Raw genomic sequence first — 17,862 nt, forward strand, 5'->3', positions numbered from 1 at the left:
CCCCTCAAATTTATTAACCAATTGTTAATTAAAAGTTATTAATATAGCTCTTAATTAACAACAAGTTACAGTAATGAAAATGTTCTTCGAGAGTGAGAATAACACGAACGGTGCATTGGTCATACCAAAATTGATGTGTATCAAGTTTTGATGCTGAAAAGATAGACAACCGGAACTTTAAGAACAAAAAAACCAGCCCGATGGCTGGTTTTTTACGCACTCAATAAGGATTAACCTAACGTCTTGAACGCTTTGATGCGCTGCAAATGCGGAGAGATATTCTTAAACTTATGCGTCTGCTCTTCGTCCCAGACTATCTCGTAAAAGTGATGCAGCTCTTCCGACGAACGCTGGCTATTGAGCGCTTCATCATGACGCGACAGGATAACCAGACAGCGATCGCGATTCTTTTCGCGGAAATTGGTCACGCATTTTGTTGCGATGTCTGCATACTCCTCAGGTCTGTCAATTTTGCCTTCCATATTCTCATACGGGAACAGGTTAGGATTAAACACGACCTGACGAATATCACACAGAAAACCAATCCGTTCAGCCCAATATCCCCCGAGCCCCACACCACAAATCAGCGGACGGTCATCCACATTCAGCTGTAGCATTTTGTCCACTTCTTTTAGCAGATGCTGCATATCATGTTTGGGATGCCGCGTACTGTAGCTAATCAGCCTGACATCCGGGTCGATGAATTGCAGCTGCAACACCTTCTCATGGTTGCCCGGGCTGTTAGAGTCAAAACCGTGTAAATAGATAATCATCGCATCCTCGCCAAACTTGCGTTAATGACCTGCTTTCTCTTCCTGCCAGCGCTCATGAAGCTGGTTTAGCTGAGCGCTTACCGTCTTCCAGCGTGCCGAATCCATCAGTTCCTGACGTGAAAATGAACCTTTATGATACAAACGTGTAACACGTTCTGCATTGATCGGCGACAGATTATCTAACACACTGACCGCTCCCTTACGATTATTGCAGACCAGGATCATATCGCAACCTGCATCCAGCGATGCCTGTCCACGCTGGGCATAGCTTCCCATAACCGCCGCCCCTTCCATCGACAAATCGTCGGAGAAAATGACACCATCGAAGCCAAGCTCCTGGCGCAGCACCGTTTTCAGCCAGTGAGGTGAGCCACTCGCCGGACGCGGATCTACATCACTGTAGATGACATGCGCAGGCATAATGGCATCCAGTTTGTTCTCAGTAATCAACGTCTGGAACACGGACATATCTTTCGCACGAATCTCGGCTTCTGAGCGAGGATCGGTTGGGGTTTCTTTGTGTGAATCCGCCGTCACGGCCCCATGACCAGGGAAATGTTTACCGGTCGTTTTCATGCCTGCGGCATGCATACCGTCAATGAAGCGGGTCGCCATCGCCAATGCTTTTAGCGGATCGGCGTGGTAAGAACGCTCGCCGATTGCGGCGCTGATATGGCCCACATCCAGTACCGGTGCAAAGCTGATATCAATGTCCATCGCGATCATTTCGCTGGCCATCAACCATCCGGCGTCCTGAGCCAGTTTGCCGCCCTCTTCCAGACCGTGCAGCGCGGCAAACGATTGAGCCGCAGGCAGGCGAGTAAAGCCTTCTCGAAAGCGCTGTACGCGTCCGCCTTCCTGATCTACCGCCACCACCAGATGGTTACGTGACGCAGTCCGGATTTGTCGCACTAATTCACGCAGCTGTTCCGGGTCATGATAATTTCGGGTAAAGAGGATCAACCCACCTACCAGCGGATGCGCCAGAATCTCACGCTCTTCTGCGTCCAGCTCATACCCTTCGACATCCAACATTACTGGGCCCACACTGCTCTCCTTATCCTTTCATTGTTAGCTGCCGCCAGGTTTCATCGGCCAGCCTGATAAATTGTCTATCGCCGGTTTGCCGCCAGCGATACTCAAACCACCCCGCCTTCAGCATCATTATCCAGGGTTGCCATTGTCTGACTTGTCGCCACAAAACGTCTGGCTCAATGTGCGCTCGTTGAGCGTAGGTGCTAACCAGCTGTTGGTGCTGGGATTCATCGCTGACCCATACCGCCGCCAGCTCCAGGGCAATATCACCGTCTCCGGCGTATTCCCAGTCAATCAGCCGCAGCCCTGAGGCTGTGCGTACGATGTTGTCACCGTGAACATCCATATGCAGCGGCCCCAGACGCAAAGGTCGAGGCTCACCTCGTTTCCTCAGCCGCTTCAGCGCGCGCAGCCAGCATGGTGTACGACGCGCCGGATCGCCACACTGCCAGTACTGTTCAAGTAGCGGCAGCAAGCTGATTCGCCAGCCCAATCTGGGTTGCTGGTGCAGATGATACAGTAAGCCTGCGAGTTCGTCGGCGTCCGGTAATCTGGATTCTACCTTACCGTGAAAAAACTCGACGGCCATCCACCCACGCGTATAAAAATGAGGACGTGGCGCAAGGTTTTCTGGCAGGTGTTTTAACGCATGATATTGGCGTAAGAAATGCGATTCCGGCGCATCAGGGTCGTGATGACAACGCAGTACCAGCCGGTGAGAATGATGCTCAATGATGCAGCTCCCGCCGCTCAGGCCAGTTTGGCTGGCTGCGACGGGATGATACTGCGGGAAATAGCGCGACAACACTTCGCCGCGCGTGAGTCTGTTATTGTTGCTGAACGGCACCTTTACCTGACCAGATTATCTCGCCAGTTTGTACCAGCATTAATTGCATTTGCAGCGCAGGCGAATTGACGTTGCCGGATGCGCTGGAATAAAGCACATACTGCGCGCCAACGTTACGGGCGATACCAATCGCTTTACTGCGCGTTCCCAGGCTATCGTTCGGCGACAGACCTAACTGCTGCTTGGCGACTGCCAGTTGCTGAGCGGAAACCAGAGTAAACTTACCGTTATTCGCCAGAGCATTACGTAAGGTTTCGGTGGCTTCACCCGCGTTCAGCGAGCCGTTGGTGCGGTTATTCACGCTATCAACCAGCAGAACGCCGCCCGCTTTTACGCCGTCAGCCTGCAGCATTTTTCCGACCATCGGCTGCATAGCCCCGTTCCAGTCATAATGACGTTGACGTGGCGTCGGCTGCGCCGTTTGGTCCTCGTGCTCAATCGGACCCGGCTGCTGCGGTATGGTTGGCACCGTTGGCACTACCGGCACCGGCTGTTGCGGCTGCACAGGCTGTTCCGGCACCGGCTTGACTTCCTCTACCGGTGCGGGCTCTCGTTGCACCACACAGCCAGAGAGAAACATCGCCAGCGCGGCAATCAGTGCGTAGCGATTCATTTTGATCATCAAGATTCACCCCTTACAAATAAAGATAAAGTCTAACCTTGTGCGCCCCCAGAAAATTGGCGCTGCCGTACAGCGTCACCGACGAATGAGCCGGGATAGTCACGCTGCGCGGCGCTTCCAGAGGATGCATTTCCAGTCCTCTGGCGTCATACCAGTAAAACCGATAATGAACGGTGACGGGTTCTTGTCTTTCGTTATAGAGTCGCGAGGATGCCGAGGCCTGAATATCAGACGTGGTTAACGTGGGCTGTTCTGCTGTTATACCTGCCGCCAGAATCGTTGACTCCATCACCAGCGACTGTTCATCACTTACCGGAATTTCTGGGTGTGTTCGACAACCCGCCAGTAGCAGCAAGCCCAGTGAAAGTGCAATGCATCCTCTGATCATGCCTACAGACCTTTATGCGCGAGCATTGGGCCAAGCGCACGGCCACCCAGCAGATGCATATGAATGTGATACACCTCCTGACCCCCGTGGCGGTTGGTGTTCATGATTAAGCGGTACCCATCTGCAGCAATGCCTTCCTGCTCAGCAATTTTCGCTGCAACGGTAATCATGCGGCCCAATGCCTGTTCATGTTCAGCCGTCACATCGTTGACGGTTGGGATCAGGATGTTAGGAATGATCAGAATATGCGTAGGTGCCTGAGGGGAAATATCACGAAACGCAGTGACCAGTTCATCCTGGTATACGATATCCGACGGAATTTCACGACGGATAATTTTGCTGAATATAGTTTCTTCTGCCACGACGTTTTCCTTTTTCATTAACAGCCCAAGCGTTTTGCCATGCTACGCCGGGTAACTCTGCGAGTATAGAGTATGAGCGAGTTACTCACGCTCTTTCAACTTTAACCCTCGATTTTTTAAGCGAAAACCCCAGTCAATGCTGCTCTTATAACCATTTCCCAGCGCTATTGCTCAAGCATAGTACTGAAACAATATTTCATTTATGTCGTAGCATCCGCTTACACATTAAGTGCTAATGCGTATATTTCGCATTTGTATTTACATGCGCATTTAATAATTTACAACCAAAGGGCTCATCACAACTACCGGTGATTCGAACTTAATATTAATAATTATCAAGGACTTTTCGATGTCTTTCACAACACTCAACGGGAATATTCAACGCCAACCGGGGCTTGCCCCTTCTGCGCTGGCAGCCTGCATTACGCTAGCGCTTTTACCTTCCACCAGCCTCGCAGCCCCTGCTGAAGAGACAGTGATCGTGGAGGGTTCTGCTCCAGCCGCATCCAGCGACGAACAGGATTACAGCGTTAAATCGACGACGGCGGGCACAAAAATGCAGATGACACAGCGCGATATTCCGCAATCGGTCAGCATTGTCAGCCAGCAGCGCATGGAAGATCAGCAGTTGCAAACGCTGGGCGATGTGATGGACAACACGTTGGGGATAAGCAAAAGCCAGGCGGATTCCGATCGCAGCAGCTATTACTCGCGCGGATTTCAGATTGATAACTATATGGTCGATGGGATCCCGACCTATTTTGAATCCCGCTGGAATCTCGGTGACGCCCTTTCCGACACCGCCCTTTTTGAGCGTGTCGAAGTGGTCCGTGGTGCAAACGGACTGATGACCGGGACGGGTAACCCTTCAGCCTCTATTAACATGATCCGTAAGCATGCCACCAGCCGCGAGTTCACCGGTAATGTTTCTGCAGAATATGGCAGTTGGAACAAACAACGCTATGTGACCGATCTGCAAAGCCCGCTTACGGCAGACGGCAATGTGCGCGGTCGCATCGTGGCGGGTTACCAGAATAACGACTCCTGGCTTGATCGCTACAATAGCGAAAAAATGTTCTTCTCCGGGATTGTCGATGCCAATTTGGGTGACACCACCAGCCTGTCTGCAGGTTATGAATACCAGCGCATTGATATCAACAGCCCAACCTGGGGTGGATTACCGCGCTGGAATACCGATGGCAGTAAAAACAGCTATGACCGTTCGCGCAGCACTGCGCCGGACTGGGCTTACAACGATAAAGACTTCAACAAAGTGTTTGTCACCATCAAACAACGTTTTGCCGATACCTGGCAGGCGACCATGAACGCCACCCACTCCGAGGTCAAGTTCGACAGTAAAATGATGTACGTCGATGCCTATGTTAATAAGGCCGACGGCACGCTGATTGGCCCATATGGCAACTATGGTCCGGGATATGACTACGTCGGAGGAACCGGCTGGAACAGCGGCAAACGTAAAGTGGATGCTGTCGATCTATTTGCCGACGGCGGTTACGATCTGTTTGGTCGTCAGCATAATCTGATGCTGGGCGGCAGCTACAGTAAACAGAATAACCGTTATGAAAGCTCGTGGGCGAACGTTTTCCCCAACGAAATCGGCAGCTTCTATACCTACGATGGTAACTTCCCGGAAACCAACTGGAACCCGCAGTCATTGGCTCAGGACGATACCACGCACATGAAATCGCTGTACGCCGCAACGCGTATTTCGCTGGCCGACCCACTGCATTTGATTGTCGGCGCGCGTTATACCAACTGGCGTATCGACACCCTGACCTACAGTATGGAGCAAAACCACACCACCCCGTACGCGGGCCTGGTGTATGACATTGACGACAACTGGTCTACCTACGCCAGCTATACCTCAATCTTCCAGCCGCAGAACAAGCGCGACAGTTCCGGTAAATATCTCTCTCCGATTACCGGCAACAACTATGAGCTTGGCCTGAAGTCCGACTGGATGAACAGCCGTTTAACCACCACGCTCGCGGTGTTCCGCATTGAACAGGATAACGTAGCACAATCAACCGGCGTGCCAATCGCCGGTAGCAATGGCGATACGGCCTTTAAAGCGATGGATGGTACAGTCAGCAAAGGGGTCGAATTCGAAATTAACGGTGCGATCACCGATAACTGGCAGATGACGTTTGGCGCGACACGCTATGTTGCTGAAGACAACGAAGGCAATGCTGTAAACCCTAACCTGCCACGGACCACGGTAAAACTGTTCACCCGTTATCGCCTGCCAGCCATGCCGGAACTGACCGTAGGCGGCGGAGTCAATTGGCAGAATCGTGTTTACAGCGATACGGTCACGCCTTATGGCACATTCCGCGCGGAACAGGGAAGCTACGCCCTGGTAGATTTGTTCACCCGTTACCAGGTAACAAAAAACTTCTCAGTGCAGGGTAACCTCAATAACCTGTTCGATAAAACCTACGACACGAATATCGACGGTTCTATCGTTTATGGTGAGCCGCGCAACGTCAGCATCACCGCAAGCTATCAGTTCTGACACCAGGTATTGCGTAAAATTGCTAACCCGCTGACTTGGGTTGCAAATTCTCATCAAACTCCAGCCGCTTTCTGTCGGGTTCTACCGCAGTCAGCGGCTGCACCTCTGCCAGCGTCTTCTGGCAGCGCTCAACCAGCACCTGATATTCACGAGTGCCCTGTTTTTTCCACACCAGCTCCTGCTCAGTTAACATGCGAATCGCTTTCGCCGGGCTGCCGACAATCAGATGGTTGGCAGGCATCTCGGCGCGCGCTTTCACAAACGCCGAAGCACCAACGATACTGTTCTCACCGATGGTCGCGCCATCGATAATCACCGCGCTCATGCCAACCAGCGCGTTACGCCCTATCACACAGCCGTGCAGAATCGCTCCGTGGCCGATATGTCCGTCCTCTTCCACCACCGTATCCTGGCCGGGAAATCCGTGCATCACGCAGTTATCCTGGATATTCGCCCCATCTTTAACCACGATACGCCCAAAATCTCCGCGCAGGCTGGCATTGGGGCCAACATAAACACCTTTGCCGAGAATGACATCGCCAATCAGCACTGCGGTTGGGTGAACATAGCTTTCCGCAGGAACTACCGGGATCATCCCGTCAATCTGGTAAATCGGCATGGCTTCTCCTGTTACGCCTCGGCTAATCCGCCGAAGCGTTGATAATAGAGCGGCCCTGGCGCGGGTAGTTCCCCCACCGAGCTCTCGCCTTTTTCGCTGACGAAAACCTGGGCGCCGGGCGCAACACGTTGATAAATATTAATACACAGCTGACGCGCCGTCTGCCCTAGCCAGTGAGCAGGCAACAATTCTTCCGGCAGCAGCGGATCTTTGAGCACAACCCGACGATAAAGGTGAATGAGCAACAGGCGGATCTGGAAGCAGCGCTCTGGCGTAAGTTCGTCCGGCCCGACGTCACGCAGCAACGGTAACAACGGACGGAACAGAGTGATAAACGCCTCGTACATGGCATTTTGTTCGGTTAAGTGCCAGCACCCTTCTACCCGCTCACGCAGCGCGGCGCGGGAGAGCGCCAACGGCGAATGCGCCTCAAAAACGATGACGTTTTCCGCCACCCCAGCTTCATGGAGCAGCGACTGGACGTCCGCCAGCTTTTGCGATGGTGACGCCAGCAGACTCGGCGCCAGTACGCCAAAACCTTGCCATAACAGCTGCTTTTTAACTTCGGCGAGGGTGTTTTTTTCCAGCCCTTCGGAGAGCAGCAGCAGCCAGGTACCGTCCCACTCAGGGGCGCTGGCACGGTAGATTTTGCTCTCGGCGCGACGCGTCAAGCGTAGCCCTTTATCGCTCAGTCGGTAGAAACTGCGTCGGCCGATACGTACCACGTCCAGCCATTCTTCTTTATTAAGGCGAAACAGTGCGGTACGTACAAAACGCTCACCGAAGCCAAGCCCTTCCAGCAGCGCGGCAACACTACCCAACCAGACTTCTCCACCGCGTTGCGATAAACAGTCCCCGTAAAGCGAGGCGATAAGCGAGGTGCCGCTGACCGGCATTGCGGTTACCGCCTGCTGAATAAAACTATCGAGCTTTTCCATATGATTCATACTGTTGTCTTTTTTGTGCTTTTTGAATCATAGCACAGGAATAGATCAGCGATACGCCAGGAGTTTGTAGGCCGGATAAGGCAACGCCGCCATCCGGCAGCGTTGCGCCATTGTGCCTGATGGCGCTACGCTTATCAGGCCGACGAGACTTAGCCGTTGGCGGCAGCTTTACGCAGGTCAAACACGCGGCAGGCCTTGCCTTCGGAGCGTGGAATGCTGCCGCAATTGACGATGCTGACATCCGTTGAAATGCCGACCATCGACTTAATGCGATGACGCAGATGATGGCAAATCTGGCAGCGCTGCTCGTGGCTTAGCACCAGGCTACTCTCTTTAAGCTCCACGCGTACCGAAAGTGAATCAAGATGGCCACGGCGATCCACTTCAAGCTGATAATGCGGGGCCAGATGATCAATCTTGAGGATCTCTTCTTCCACCTGAGACGGGAATACGTTGACGCCGCGAATAATCAGCATGTCATCGCTGCGCCCGCTAATGCGATCCATACGACGCATCGTGCGCGCGGTTCCCGGCAGCAGGCGCGTCAGGTCGCGGGTACGATAACGAATGACCGGCAGCGCTTCTTTCGTCAGCGTGGTGAACAGCAGTTCGCCGTGCTCACCGTCAGCCAGTGGCGTACCGTCATCCGGATTGACCACTTCCGGGAAGAAATGATCCTCCCAGATTGTCGGACCATCACCCGTTTCGATGCACTCCATCGCCACGCCCGGTCCCATCACTTCCGACAGGCCATAAATATCGAGCGCCGTAATACCGAGGCGACGTTCGATCTCCGCGCGCATCCCCGTTGTCCACGGCTCTGCGCCAAAGACACCGGTACGCAGCGAACAGCCGCGCGCGTCACCGCCCATCTGGCGCTCCAGCTCTTCAATCAGGTTCAGGCAGTAGGATGGCGTAACCATGATCATGTCGGGCTTAAAATCACGGATCAGCTGTGCCTGTTTCTCGGTCTGGCCGCCGGACATCGGGATCACCGTTGCCCCTAAGCGTTCCGCGCCGTAGTGTGCGCCCAGTCCGCCTGTGAAAAGGCCATAGCCATAAGCGACGTGGATTTTATCTTTCGCGGTACCGCCTGCGGCACGTAGCGAACGGGCGACGATGTTAGCCCAGGTATCGATATCATTTTGCGTATAGCCCACCACCGTCGGTTTACCCGTGGTACCGGATGACGCATGGATACGCACTACCTGCTCCATCGGTACCGCGAAGGTATCAAACGGATAGTTATCGCGCAGGTCCTGCTTGGTGGTGCACGGGAATTTGCTCAGGTCGCTCAGCTCACGGAAATCAGCCGGGTGAACCCCCGCCGCATCAAATTTGCGGCGGTACATCGGCACGTTTTCATAGGCGTGTTTTAACGTCCATTTCAGGCGCTCGGTCTGCAGAGCGACTAATTCGTCACGCGATGCGGTTTCAATTGGATCTAATTTTGTTGTAGTTGTCATGTTGTAGGGTACTCGCAGGTCAATTAGCTCACACTCGCTCAAGGATCATGGCAATGCCCTGACCCACGCCAATACACATCGTACACAGCGCATAGCGTCCATTGCGTCGTTCCAGCTCCAGCGTCGCGGCCAGCGCTAACCGCACACCGCTCATCCCCAGCGGGTGACCTAAAGCGATAGCCCCCCCATTGGGATTTACGTGTTCTGCATCATCTGCCAGTCCAAGCTGTCTCATCACTCCCAACGCCTGGGCGGCAAAGGCTTCATTCAGCTCAATTACATCCATATCGTTAATATTCAGCCCGGCGCGCTCCAGCACTTTACGCACCGCCGGAACCGGCCCAAGCCCCATGTACTTCGGCTCAACGCCCGCGGTCGCCATGGCGACGATGCGCGCACGTGGCGTTAAGCCCTGCGCGGCGGCCTGCTGCTGGCTTGCGATAATCAGCGCCGCAGCACCGTCATTGACACCGGAAGCATTGCCCGCCGTCACCACGCCGCCCTTGCGGAACGGGGTTTTCAGCGAGGCCAGTTGCTCCAAAGTGGTTTCTGCACGCGGATGTTCATCTTCACGCACCGCGCTGACCGCACCTTTCTTACCAATAATCTGCACCGGCACAATTTCCTGCGCCAGAATGCCGTCGCGCTGCGCTTTCGCCGTACGCTGTTGGCTGCGGTACGCAAAGGCGTCCTGGTCCCTTCGGCTTACATTTAACAATTCGGCTACATTCTCTGCCGTTTCCGGCATGCTGTCAGTACCAAATTGTTGCTGCATGAGCGGGTTCACAAAACGCCAGCCGATGGTGGTATCAAACATTTCCGCCTGACGCTGGTACGGCGCGGTGGCCTTGCCCATGACGAACGGCGCGCGGGACATGGACTCCACGCCACCGGCAATCATCAGGTCCGCATCACCCGCTTTAATGGCCCGCGCGGCAAAGCCAATTGCGTCCAGACCAGAGCCGCACAGGCGGTTAATGGTGGTACCGGACACGCCGTACGGATAACCCGCCAGCAGGGTCGCCATATGCGCCACGTTGCGGTTATCCTCGCCCGCCTGGTTGGCGCAACCGAAGATCACATCGTCAATAACGCTGGCATCCAGGTGTGGGTTGCGGTTGAGTAATTCACGCAATGGAATGGCCGCCAGATCGTCGGCACGCACGCCTGCCAGCGCCCCGCCGTAGCGACCAATCGGGGTACGAATACCGTCACAAATAAATGCGTCACGCATTAGACTTCTCCTGTAATCGTGCCGCCGATGCGGTGCGATTTTCCGCGAAACAGGGCAACGGTTTTTTGCTGTTGATTAACAATCTCAATGTCGTAAACGCCGGTCAGCTTGCCCTGCTGTTTCACCCGCGCGGTGGCGGTCAGCAGATCGCCAGTGAAGGCCGGGCGCAGGAAATCGATGCTCGCCGCCGACGCCACCGCCGCCAGCCCCTGGCTGTTACAGGCGTAGGCAAAGGCGGTGTCCGCGAGCGAAAACAGCTGCCCGCCGTGACAGGTCTGGAGGCCGTTGAGCATCGATGGCAGCACCGCCATCGTCATCTGCGCATAGCCTTCATCCATTTCGATAATCTCGATGCCCAGTGCGCGGGCGCAGGTATCTTTCTCGTACATGGCGCGGGCGTTGCGCCAGGCTTCATTACTCATGACGCATCTCCATCAGCGCTTTCTGGCGCAGCAGCGCACTTGGGCGATAGCGTTCTTCGCCGTAGTGCTGTTGTAGGTTTTCCAGCAGGCGCAGCACGCGCCCCCAGCCAAGCGATTCACCCCAGGCAATCGGGCCGCGTGGGTAGTTGACACCCAGCCGCATGGCGGTATCGATATCATCCGCGTTAGCAACGCCTTTTTGCACCGCATCCAGCGCTTCGTTCGCCAGCATCGCTACCGTGCGCCATACCAAAAGCCCTGGATAGTCGGCAATACGCAGCACTTTTTTGCCCTGCTGCTGGAAGTAGTACACCGCTTTGTCGGTTGCCGACTGTGGATTGGTTTGCGCGCTCGCCAGTACGACCGTGTCGCCCGCCGCATGGTCATAAACCACCACCGGGCGCTGATGCTGCACGCTTAAAGCCAACGCGGTTTCACCAGTGGTTTCCAGCAGCAGCACATCATCCAGTTCAGTGACAACGTCACACTTAATGTTTTTTGCTGCATTTTCAGGCACTACCGCTGCAACAGCCAGATCAGGCGATACTTCAACAGGCCAGCGATAGACGCCGTGTCCGCTCTTCTTACCCAGACGCCCCGCCAGAGCGAGCTCCTGTTGCAGCAAAGACGGCAGAAAGCGGCGATCCTGCCAGAAGGCGTTAAATACCGAACAGGTAACGGCAAAGTTGACGTCCTGACCGATAAGGTCGGTCAGCGCCAGCGGCCCCATAGGGAAACCGCCGCCGTCGCGTAGCGCCGCGTCAATCACTTCCGCGGATGCCACCTGCTCTTCCAGCGCGCGCCAGGCTTCGGCGTAGAACGGGCGCGCCACGCGGTTGACGATAAAGCCCGGCGTGGAGCGGCAGCGTACCGGCTGTTTGCCCCAGGCGCTCACGCACTGGCAAAGCTGCTCCACCACTTCCGTGGAGGTGGCAAGGCCGCTGATGACCTCGACCAGCTTCATCACCGGCGCCGGGTTAAAGAAATGCAGCCCCGCCACCCGTTCCGGGTGCTTAATGCCCGCCGCAATGGCGGTAATGGAGATAGACGAGGTATTACTGGTCAGCAGCGTCGACGGCGAGCAAATCTCTGCCAGCTCGCTGAACAGCGCCTTTTTAATCTCAAGACGTTCGGACGCGGCTTCAATTACTAACTGCGCATCGGCTAGCTGTGTTAATTCGGTTGCTGGCGTAATGCGTGCCAGCAGCGCCTGCGCCTGCTCGGCGCTGACTTTGCCGCGGCTAACGCGGGCGTTGAGGCGCTCGGCAATGCCGTCGATAGCGCGGGTAATCGCCTCAGACGAAATGTCATACAGCCGCACCGCGTGTCCGGCACTGGCCGCCACTTCGACGATCCCGGCCCCCATGGTGCCGCCGCCAATCACGGCGACGGTGTGAAGAGTCTGGCTCATGGCTTATTTCCCGCTGAACTGTGGCTGACGTTTGGCGAGGAAGGCGCTGACACCTTCGCGATAGTCGTCGCTGCGACCGGCCATGCGCTGGTAGTCGCGCTCAAGCTCAAGCTGCTGATCCAGCGTATTGGTTTCGGAAAGCTGCAAAGCTTTCTTAATTAACCCCAGCCCATAGGTCGGCTGCGTAGCAAAATGACGCGCCATGGCTAACGCGGTGTCTTTCAGTTCAGCGTCATCCACCACCTGCCAGATCATCCCCCACTGCGCGGCCTGTTCGGCGCTGAGGTTATCGCCCAGCATCAGTAAACCTACGGCGCGAGCGCGGGTGGTCACACGGGGCAGCAGCCAGCTACCGCCGCAGTCCGGCACCAGGCCAAGCTTGCTGAAGGCCATCACAAACTTCGCCGAACGCGCGGCCAGCACGATATCGCAGCCCAGCGCTAACGTTGCACCCGCCCCGGCGGCCACGCCGTTAACGGCGCAGATAACCGGCTTCGGCAGCGCGGCTAAACGACGCACCAGCGGGTTGTAAAAGCGTTCCACCGACATGCCCAGATCCGGCGCGGGGCCGCTTGGGTCAACGTTACGGTCATTCAGATCCTGTCCGGCGCAAAAACCGCGACCGGCACCGGTAATCAGCAGGCAGCGAATGGTGTCGTCACGTTCGGCCTGTTTCAGGCAGTCGGCGAGCTGCTGGTGCATCACGTCATTAAAGCTGTTGAGTCGGTCCGGGCGGTTCAGCGTGATGGTCATGACGCCCTGTTCCACTTCGCTGAGAATGAAAGCTTCCACGATTAGCGTCCTTTAAATTCCGGGGTACGTTTTTGTAAAAAAGCGGCGATACCTTCACGGCGGTCGTCGGTGCCGCTCAGCACGGTAAACAGCTGGCGTTCCTGTACAAGACCGGCCTGAAGGCTCACCTCGTGCGCCAGACGCAGCGACTGCTTTGCCGCACGCAGCGCCAGCGGCGAGTGGCGAGCGATGTTTGCAGCCAGCTTCAAGGCATATTCATCAGAGAGGTTCGCCGGGTGAATGTCGCTCACCAGCCCAGCCTGCTGTGCGCGTTCGGCGTCAATGCTTTCGCCGCTCAGCACCATCCGGCTCGCCAGCGCTTTACCAACGCTGCGGATAAGCCGCTGCGTACCACCCGCCCCCGGCATGGTGCCGAGAGTAATCTCCGGCAGGCCAAAACGGGCGTTATCGCCGGCAATCACCAGATCACACAGCAGCGCCAGCTCGCAGCCCGCCCCCAGCGCATAGCCGTTCACCACCGCTATCAGCGGCTTGTTGAAGGCATCGATGCGCGCCCACAAACGAGGACGAATATCGTCGAAGGTGGCGGGCAAGTCTTTTTCCGCCATTTCGTTGAGATCGGCACCGGCAGCGAAATAGCACGGGTTACCGCTAATCACGCAGACGCTCACGCAGGCGTCTGCAGCCGCACTTTCCAGCGCGTCGGCTATCTGCGTCAGCAGCGCGTTGTTTAACGCATTACGCGCCTGCGGACGGTTCAGGGTCAGTTGCAGCACACGGTCATGACGGGTAATCAGCAGTTCGCTCATGCCGTCCCCCGCGCGTCAAAGTCGACCACCACATCCGCGCTTTTGGGCAGCGCCTGGCAGCTCAGCACATAGCCCGCCGCCACTTCATCGGCTTCCAGGCTATAGTTGGCGGCCATTGCCACTTCGCCCTGCACCACTTTGCATTTACAGGTGGCACAGACGCCGCCTTTACAGGCAAACGGCAGGTCTGCGCCCTGACGCAGCGCCGCATCAAGAATGCTGTCATCTTCGGCGTTCAGCGAAATCAGGCGATCGCGGCCGTCCTGGCGAATAGTCACCGTGCGGCCTTCAGCCTGCACGCCGGTGGCGCGTTTCACGCTGGTGCCCGGCGTATTGAAGCGCTCAAGGTGAATAGATTTTTCCGGCACGCCCAGTTCACGCAGCGCCACTTCGGCTTCGTCCATCATCGCCGACGGGCCGCAGATAAACGCATCATCAAAACGGCTGAAATCAAGCAGCGTTTTGCCCAGCGCATGCAGCTTGTCGCCGTCAATGCGCCCTTGCAGCAGGTTGCTGTCCATCGACTCCTGGCTGAACAGATGCACCACCTGCAAACGCTGCGGGTAGCGGTCTTTCAGGTCGGCCAGCGCCTGACGGAACATCATGCTGTGGCTGCTGCGGTTGCCGTAAATCAGGGTGAACTGACTGGCCGGTTCGGTCGCCAGCGTCGCTTCAATAATCGCCATCATCGGCGTAATGCCGGAACCGGCGGCAATCGCCAGATATTCCGCTTCACGCTCGGCCTGCGGCTGGTAGCCAAAGTGCCCCTGCGGCACCATCACCTCAAATTCCATACCCTGATGAATATCGCGCTGGGCATAGCGGGAGAAACGGCCGCCGTCGATGGCTTTGACCGCCACGCTGATTTCTGACGGCGAATGGCTGCGGCAAATGGAGTAGCAGCGGCGTAACTCTTCCCCGCCCAGGCGGGTTTTCAGCGTCAGGTGCTGGCCCGGACAGAAGGCGTACACGCTACGCAGCGCGTCGGGAATGGCAAAGGTAATGGTGACCGAATCACGGGTTTCCGGCTCAACGTTTGCCACGGTAAGCGAATGAAATGTTGTCATCGCAGCCTCAAATACATTTAAAGTAATCAAAGGGTTCACGGCAGCTATCGCAGCGATACAGCGCTTTACAGGCCGTGGAACCGAATTCACTAATCAGTGAGCTGTGGGTGCTGCCGCAGCGTGGGCAGACCACATCCTTTGGCATCTCGCCGGCGTGGCAGGCATGGGCATGCGGCGGGCTGATACCATACTGGCGCAAACGCTCGCGGGCATCAGGGCTCATCCAGTCGGTGGTCCACGGCGGGTCGAGCTGTAGCACAATATGTACCGGCGTGTAGCCATGCGTGGTCATCACCGTACGAATCTCACCCAACAGGTGCTCGGTAGCCGGGCAGCCCGAGTAGGTTGGCGTAAAGCCAATCACCCAGCCGTCGCCGAGGCGTTCAACCCGGCGTACCATCCCCAAATCGGTAATGGTCAGCACTGGCACTTCCGGGTCTGGAATGGCGCTTAACAATCCCCAGACGGTACGAACCTCCGGGGGTGCGATTGCGGCGAGACGTTGCATAGCCACCTCCTGCTACCACTGCTGGCCGGGATACGACCGCTGTAAATACTGCATCTCTGCCAGCATCGGGCCGAGATGTTCGCTGTGTAGCCCCTGCTTGCCGCCGCTGCGGAACGCCGCTTCTTCAGGGATCTGCAGGCCGGCGTCGAGCAGCGCGGTGTGCACCGTCGTTTGCCATTCGGCCGCTAATTCGCGCGGGTCAACGGCAATGCCCTGCTCGCTCAGGCTGATATCCAGCTCGTCGGCCATAAACAGCTCACCGGTGAAACGCCACAGGCTGTTGACCGCCTGCTGCATCAGTTGCGCGGAGTAGTCGGTACCGTTGCCCAGGCGCTCCAGCCAGCCGCGACTAAAGCGCAGGTGATAACGCACCTCTTTCAACCCTTTGGCCGCAATGGCGGCGAGCTGCGCGTCGCGGCTATAGACCAGACGGCTGAACAGCGCCACGTGCCAGACGTCGATAAAGAACTGGCGGGCAATGGTGTCGGCAAAGTTGCCGTTCGGCTGTTCAACCAGCAGCAGATTGCTGAACAGGCGTTCATCGCGGCCGAAGGCCAGCGTGTCTTCGTCGCCGTTACCGTTCAGTTCGGCGGCGTAGCTGAGAAAATTGCGCGCCTGTCCCAACAGATCGAGACCGATATTGGCCAGCGCCAGGTCGATTTCCAGCTCCGGTGCGTGGCCGCACCATGCGCCTAAACGCTGTGCCAGGATCAGGCCGTTATCGCCCAGACGCAGGGCATAGGTTGCAACGGGATTGAGAGTCGTCATTGTTGCCTCACATATGTTCCATGCCGTCCGGCACGGTGTAGAACGTCGGGTGGCGGTAGACTTTGCTTTCTGCCGGGTCGAAGAATTCACCGCGATCCTCCGGCTGCGAGGCAACAATTTCACTCGCCTTCACGACCCAAATAGAGCAGCCTTCGCTGCGGCGGGTGTACGCATCGCGGGCGTTCTCCAGCGCCATCTGGTCATCGGCGGCGTGCAGGCTGCCCACGTGACGATGCGACAGACCCTGCTTGCTGCGGACAAACACTTCGTATAACGGCCAGTATGTTTTGCTCATCTTTTTTCTCCTCAGGCGGCATCGCGAGCGCGTTGTTTTTCGGCATGAGCCAGCGCGGCTTCGCGCACCCATGCCCCCTCTTCCCAGGCCTTACGCTTGGCGCCCAAACGTTCGTGATTGCAGACACCACGACCGTTGATGACCTCATTCAATTCCTGCCAGTCGATCTCGCCGAAACGGTAGTGACCGGTTTCTTCGTCGTAGCGCAGATCGGCATCCGGTACGGTCATGCCGAGAATTTCAACCTGCGGAACGGTGTTATCCACAAAGCGCTGGCGCAGTTCGTCGTTGGAATGCAGTTTGATTTTCCACGCCATACTGCGGGCGCTGTTCGGCGAGTTGTCGTCGCTCGGCCCGAACATCATCAGCGCGGGCCACCAGAAACGGTTGATCGCATCCTGGAGCATCTGCCGCTGTTCTTCGCTGCCCGCCGCCAGCGCCATACAGGCTTCAAAGCCCTGACGCTGGTGGAAGCTTTCTTCTTTGCAGATTTTGACCATCGCCCTGGCATACGGGCCGTAGGAGGTACGACACAGTGCCACCTGGTTGACGATCGCCGCGCCATCGACCAGCCAGCCGATCACGCCGATATCCGCCCAGCTCAGGGTTGGGTAGTTGAAGATGGAGGAGTATTTCATCTGGCCGTCGAGCATCTTCTGGTAGATGTCTTCACGCGCGCAGCCCAGTGTTTCAGCCGCGCTGTAGAGGTACAGGCCGTGTCCGGCCTCGTCCTGTACTTTTGCCAGCAGAATGGCCTTACGCCGCAGCGTGGGTGCGCGGGTTATCCAGTTGCCTTCTGGCAGCATGCCGACGATTTCCGAGTGCGCATGCTGGCCAATCTGGCGGATCAGCGTCTTACGGTATGCGTCCGGCATCCAGTCCTGCGGCTCGATGGCCGTTTCCTGCGCGATGCGCTGGTCAAAGCGTTGTTCTTCTGTCACGTCATCACCTTATGATTCCGATAATTTAAACAAACCAATTTTTATGAATCATTTTGTTT

The 17,862-nt window shown here is 56.5% G+C and carries 20 protein-coding genes; 1 reads left to right on the forward strand and 19 read right to left on the reverse strand.

The features are described 5' to 3' along the window. Positions 1–230: 230 nt before the first annotated feature. From ycfP to hinT, 6 genes are read right to left on the reverse strand one after another with little or no spacing between them, the layout of a single operon-like run. Entirely contained in the window at positions 231–773 is a 543-nt protein-coding gene (ycfP, locus tag SK33_RS14160) for an alpha/beta hydrolase YcfP (RefSeq protein ID WP_003030817.1), read from the reverse strand. Positions 774–794: 21 nt separating this feature from the next. Then, positions 795–1,820 (reverse strand): beta-N-acetylhexosaminidase, encoded by a 1,026-nt coding sequence (gene nagZ, locus SK33_RS14165; RefSeq protein ID WP_048219083.1) that lies wholly within the window; start codon positions 1,818–1,820, stop codon positions 795–797. A gap of 10 nt (positions 1,821–1,830) precedes the next feature. Beyond that, on the reverse strand, positions 1,831–2,655 hold the full coding sequence (gene thiK / locus SK33_RS14170) for a thiamine kinase (protein ID WP_003841846.1): 825 nt from the start codon (positions 2,653–2,655) through the stop codon (positions 1,831–1,833). Then, positions 2,636–3,277 carry a penicillin-binding protein activator LpoB gene (lpoB, locus tag SK33_RS14175; RefSeq protein WP_003846732.1) on the reverse strand — a complete coding sequence of 214 codons (642 nt, stop codon included), beginning with the start codon at positions 3,275–3,277 and terminating at the stop codon, positions 2,636–2,638. Before lpoB ends, thiK begins: the two co-directional genes overlap by 20 nt. Before the next feature lie 13 nt (positions 3,278–3,290). Beyond that, positions 3,291–3,665, reverse strand: a complete 375-nt coding sequence (locus SK33_RS14180; protein ID WP_003030823.1) for a YcfL family protein — start codon at positions 3,663–3,665, stop codon at positions 3,291–3,293. Between the two features lie 2 nt (positions 3,666–3,667). Continuing rightward, on the reverse strand, positions 3,668–4,027 hold the full coding sequence (gene hinT, locus SK33_RS14185; protein ID WP_003030826.1) for a purine nucleoside phosphoramidase: 360 nt from the start codon (positions 4,025–4,027) through the stop codon (positions 3,668–3,670). A gap of 349 nt (positions 4,028–4,376) precedes the next feature. On the opposite strand from hinT, the gene fhuE reads away from it, so the two are divergent. After that, positions 4,377–6,563, forward strand: a complete 2,187-nt coding sequence (gene fhuE / locus SK33_RS14190) for a ferric-rhodotorulic acid/ferric-coprogen receptor FhuE (protein WP_048219085.1) — start codon at positions 4,377–4,379, stop codon at positions 6,561–6,563. Positions 6,564–6,585: 22 nt separating this feature from the next. Here fhuE and paaY read toward each other — a convergent pair whose 3' ends face one another. From paaY to paaA, 13 genes are all read right to left on the reverse strand, one after another. Further along, positions 6,586–7,182 carry a phenylacetic acid degradation protein PaaY gene (gene paaY / locus SK33_RS14195; RefSeq protein ID WP_044711783.1) on the reverse strand — a complete coding sequence of 199 codons (597 nt, stop codon included), beginning with the start codon at positions 7,180–7,182 and terminating at the stop codon, positions 6,586–6,588. A gap of 11 nt (positions 7,183–7,193) precedes the next feature. Further along, entirely contained in the window at positions 7,194–8,120 is a 927-nt protein-coding gene (paaX, locus tag SK33_RS14200; RefSeq protein WP_161799265.1) for a phenylacetic acid degradation operon negative regulatory protein PaaX, read from the reverse strand. 158 nt (positions 8,121–8,278) lie between these two features. After that, positions 8,279–9,595 (reverse strand): phenylacetate--CoA ligase PaaK, encoded by a 1,317-nt coding sequence (gene paaK / locus SK33_RS14205; RefSeq protein ID WP_048219086.1) that lies wholly within the window; start codon positions 9,593–9,595, stop codon positions 8,279–8,281. A gap of 28 nt (positions 9,596–9,623) precedes the next feature. Continuing rightward, on the reverse strand, positions 9,624–10,829 hold the full coding sequence (gene pcaF, locus SK33_RS14210) for a 3-oxoadipyl-CoA thiolase (protein WP_048219087.1): 1,206 nt from the start codon (positions 10,827–10,829) through the stop codon (positions 9,624–9,626). Then, a complete protein-coding gene (gene paaI, locus SK33_RS14215) occupies positions 10,829–11,251 on the reverse strand; it encodes a hydroxyphenylacetyl-CoA thioesterase PaaI (protein ID WP_048219088.1) in 423 nt (140 codons plus the stop codon). Before paaI ends, pcaF begins: the two co-directional genes overlap by 1 nt. Beyond that, positions 11,244–12,662, reverse strand: coding sequence for a 3-hydroxyacyl-CoA dehydrogenase (locus SK33_RS14220; RefSeq protein ID WP_048219089.1), 1,419 nt, complete (start codon positions 12,660–12,662; stop codon positions 11,244–11,246). Before SK33_RS14220 ends, paaI begins: the two co-directional genes overlap by 8 nt. A 3-nt stretch (positions 12,663–12,665) precedes the next feature. Further along, complete coding sequence (paaG, locus tag SK33_RS14225; RefSeq protein ID WP_032949037.1) at positions 12,666–13,454, reverse strand: 2-(1,2-epoxy-1,2-dihydrophenyl)acetyl-CoA isomerase PaaG; 789 nt, start codon at positions 13,452–13,454, stop codon at positions 12,666–12,668. 2 nt (positions 13,455–13,456) lie between these two features. After that, a complete protein-coding gene (gene paaF, locus SK33_RS14230) occupies positions 13,457–14,224 on the reverse strand; it encodes a 2,3-dehydroadipyl-CoA hydratase PaaF (RefSeq protein WP_048219090.1) in 768 nt (255 codons plus the stop codon). Continuing rightward, complete coding sequence (gene paaE, locus SK33_RS14235) at positions 14,221–15,291, reverse strand: 1,2-phenylacetyl-CoA epoxidase subunit PaaE (RefSeq protein WP_048219091.1); 1,071 nt, start codon at positions 15,289–15,291, stop codon at positions 14,221–14,223. Before paaE ends, paaF begins: the two co-directional genes overlap by 4 nt. A 7-nt stretch (positions 15,292–15,298) precedes the next feature. Beyond that, positions 15,299–15,799: a 1,2-phenylacetyl-CoA epoxidase subunit PaaD gene (gene paaD / locus SK33_RS14240; RefSeq protein WP_003030841.1), complete on the reverse strand. Its 501-nt coding sequence runs from the start codon at positions 15,797–15,799 to the stop codon at positions 15,299–15,301. A gap of 12 nt (positions 15,800–15,811) precedes the next feature. Next, positions 15,812–16,567, reverse strand: a complete 756-nt coding sequence (paaC, locus tag SK33_RS14245) for a 1,2-phenylacetyl-CoA epoxidase subunit PaaC (RefSeq protein ID WP_048219092.1) — start codon at positions 16,565–16,567, stop codon at positions 15,812–15,814. Between the two features lie 7 nt (positions 16,568–16,574). After that, entirely contained in the window at positions 16,575–16,862 is a 288-nt protein-coding gene (gene paaB / locus SK33_RS14250; RefSeq protein WP_003030843.1) for a 1,2-phenylacetyl-CoA epoxidase subunit PaaB, read from the reverse strand. A gap of 11 nt (positions 16,863–16,873) precedes the next feature. Continuing rightward, on the reverse strand, positions 16,874–17,803 hold the full coding sequence (paaA, locus tag SK33_RS14255; RefSeq protein WP_048219093.1) for a 1,2-phenylacetyl-CoA epoxidase subunit PaaA: 930 nt from the start codon (positions 17,801–17,803) through the stop codon (positions 16,874–16,876). Between the last annotated feature and the right edge of the window lie 59 nt (positions 17,804–17,862).

The sequence above is a fragment of the Citrobacter sp. MGH103 genome (assembly GCF_001034475.2).
GTDB classification, from domain to species: Bacteria; Pseudomonadota; Gammaproteobacteria; order Enterobacterales; family Enterobacteriaceae; genus Citrobacter; species Citrobacter freundii.

Coding starts and splice junctions, on each gene's coding strand:
- ycfP (WP_003030817.1), bottom strand. CDS start 773: ATGATTATCTATTTACACGGTTTTGACTCTAACAGCCCGGGCAACCAT.
- lpoB (WP_003846732.1), bottom strand. CDS start 3,277: ATGATCAAAATGAATCGCTACGCACTGATTGCCGCGCTGGCGATGTTT.
- SK33_RS14180 (WP_003030823.1), bottom strand. CDS start 3,665: ATGATCAGAGGATGCATTGCACTTTCACTGGGCTTGCTGCTACTGGCG.
- fhuE (WP_048219085.1), top strand. CDS start 4,377: ATGTCTTTCACAACACTCAACGGGAATATTCAACGCCAACCGGGGCTT.
- paaY (WP_044711783.1), bottom strand. CDS start 7,182: ATGCCGATTTACCAGATTGACGGGATGATCCCGGTAGTTCCTGCGGAA.
- paaX (WP_161799265.1), bottom strand. CDS start 8,120: ATGGAAAAGCTCGATAGTTTTATTCAGCAGGCGGTAACCGCAATGCCG.
- paaK (WP_048219086.1), bottom strand. CDS start 9,595: ATGACAACTACAACAAAATTAGATCCAATTGAAACCGCATCGCGTGAC.
- pcaF (WP_048219087.1), bottom strand. CDS start 10,829: ATGCGTGACGCATTTATTTGTGACGGTATTCGTACCCCGATTGGTCGC.
- paaI (WP_048219088.1), bottom strand. CDS start 11,251: ATGAGTAATGAAGCCTGGCGCAACGCCCGCGCCATGTACGAGAAAGAT.
- SK33_RS14220 (WP_048219089.1), bottom strand. CDS start 12,662: ATGAGCCAGACTCTTCACACCGTCGCCGTGATTGGCGGCGGCACCATG.
- paaF (WP_048219090.1), bottom strand. CDS start 14,224: ATGAGCGAACTGCTGATTACCCGTCATGACCGTGTGCTGCAACTGACC.
- paaE (WP_048219091.1), bottom strand. CDS start 15,291: ATGACAACATTTCATTCGCTTACCGTGGCAAACGTTGAGCCGGAAACC.
- paaD (WP_003030841.1), bottom strand. CDS start 15,799: ATGCAACGTCTCGCCGCAATCGCACCCCCGGAGGTTCGTACCGTCTGG.
- paaC (WP_048219092.1), bottom strand. CDS start 16,567: ATGACGACTCTCAATCCCGTTGCAACCTATGCCCTGCGTCTGGGCGAT.
- paaB (WP_003030843.1), bottom strand. CDS start 16,862: ATGAGCAAAACATACTGGCCGTTATACGAAGTGTTTGTCCGCAGCAAG.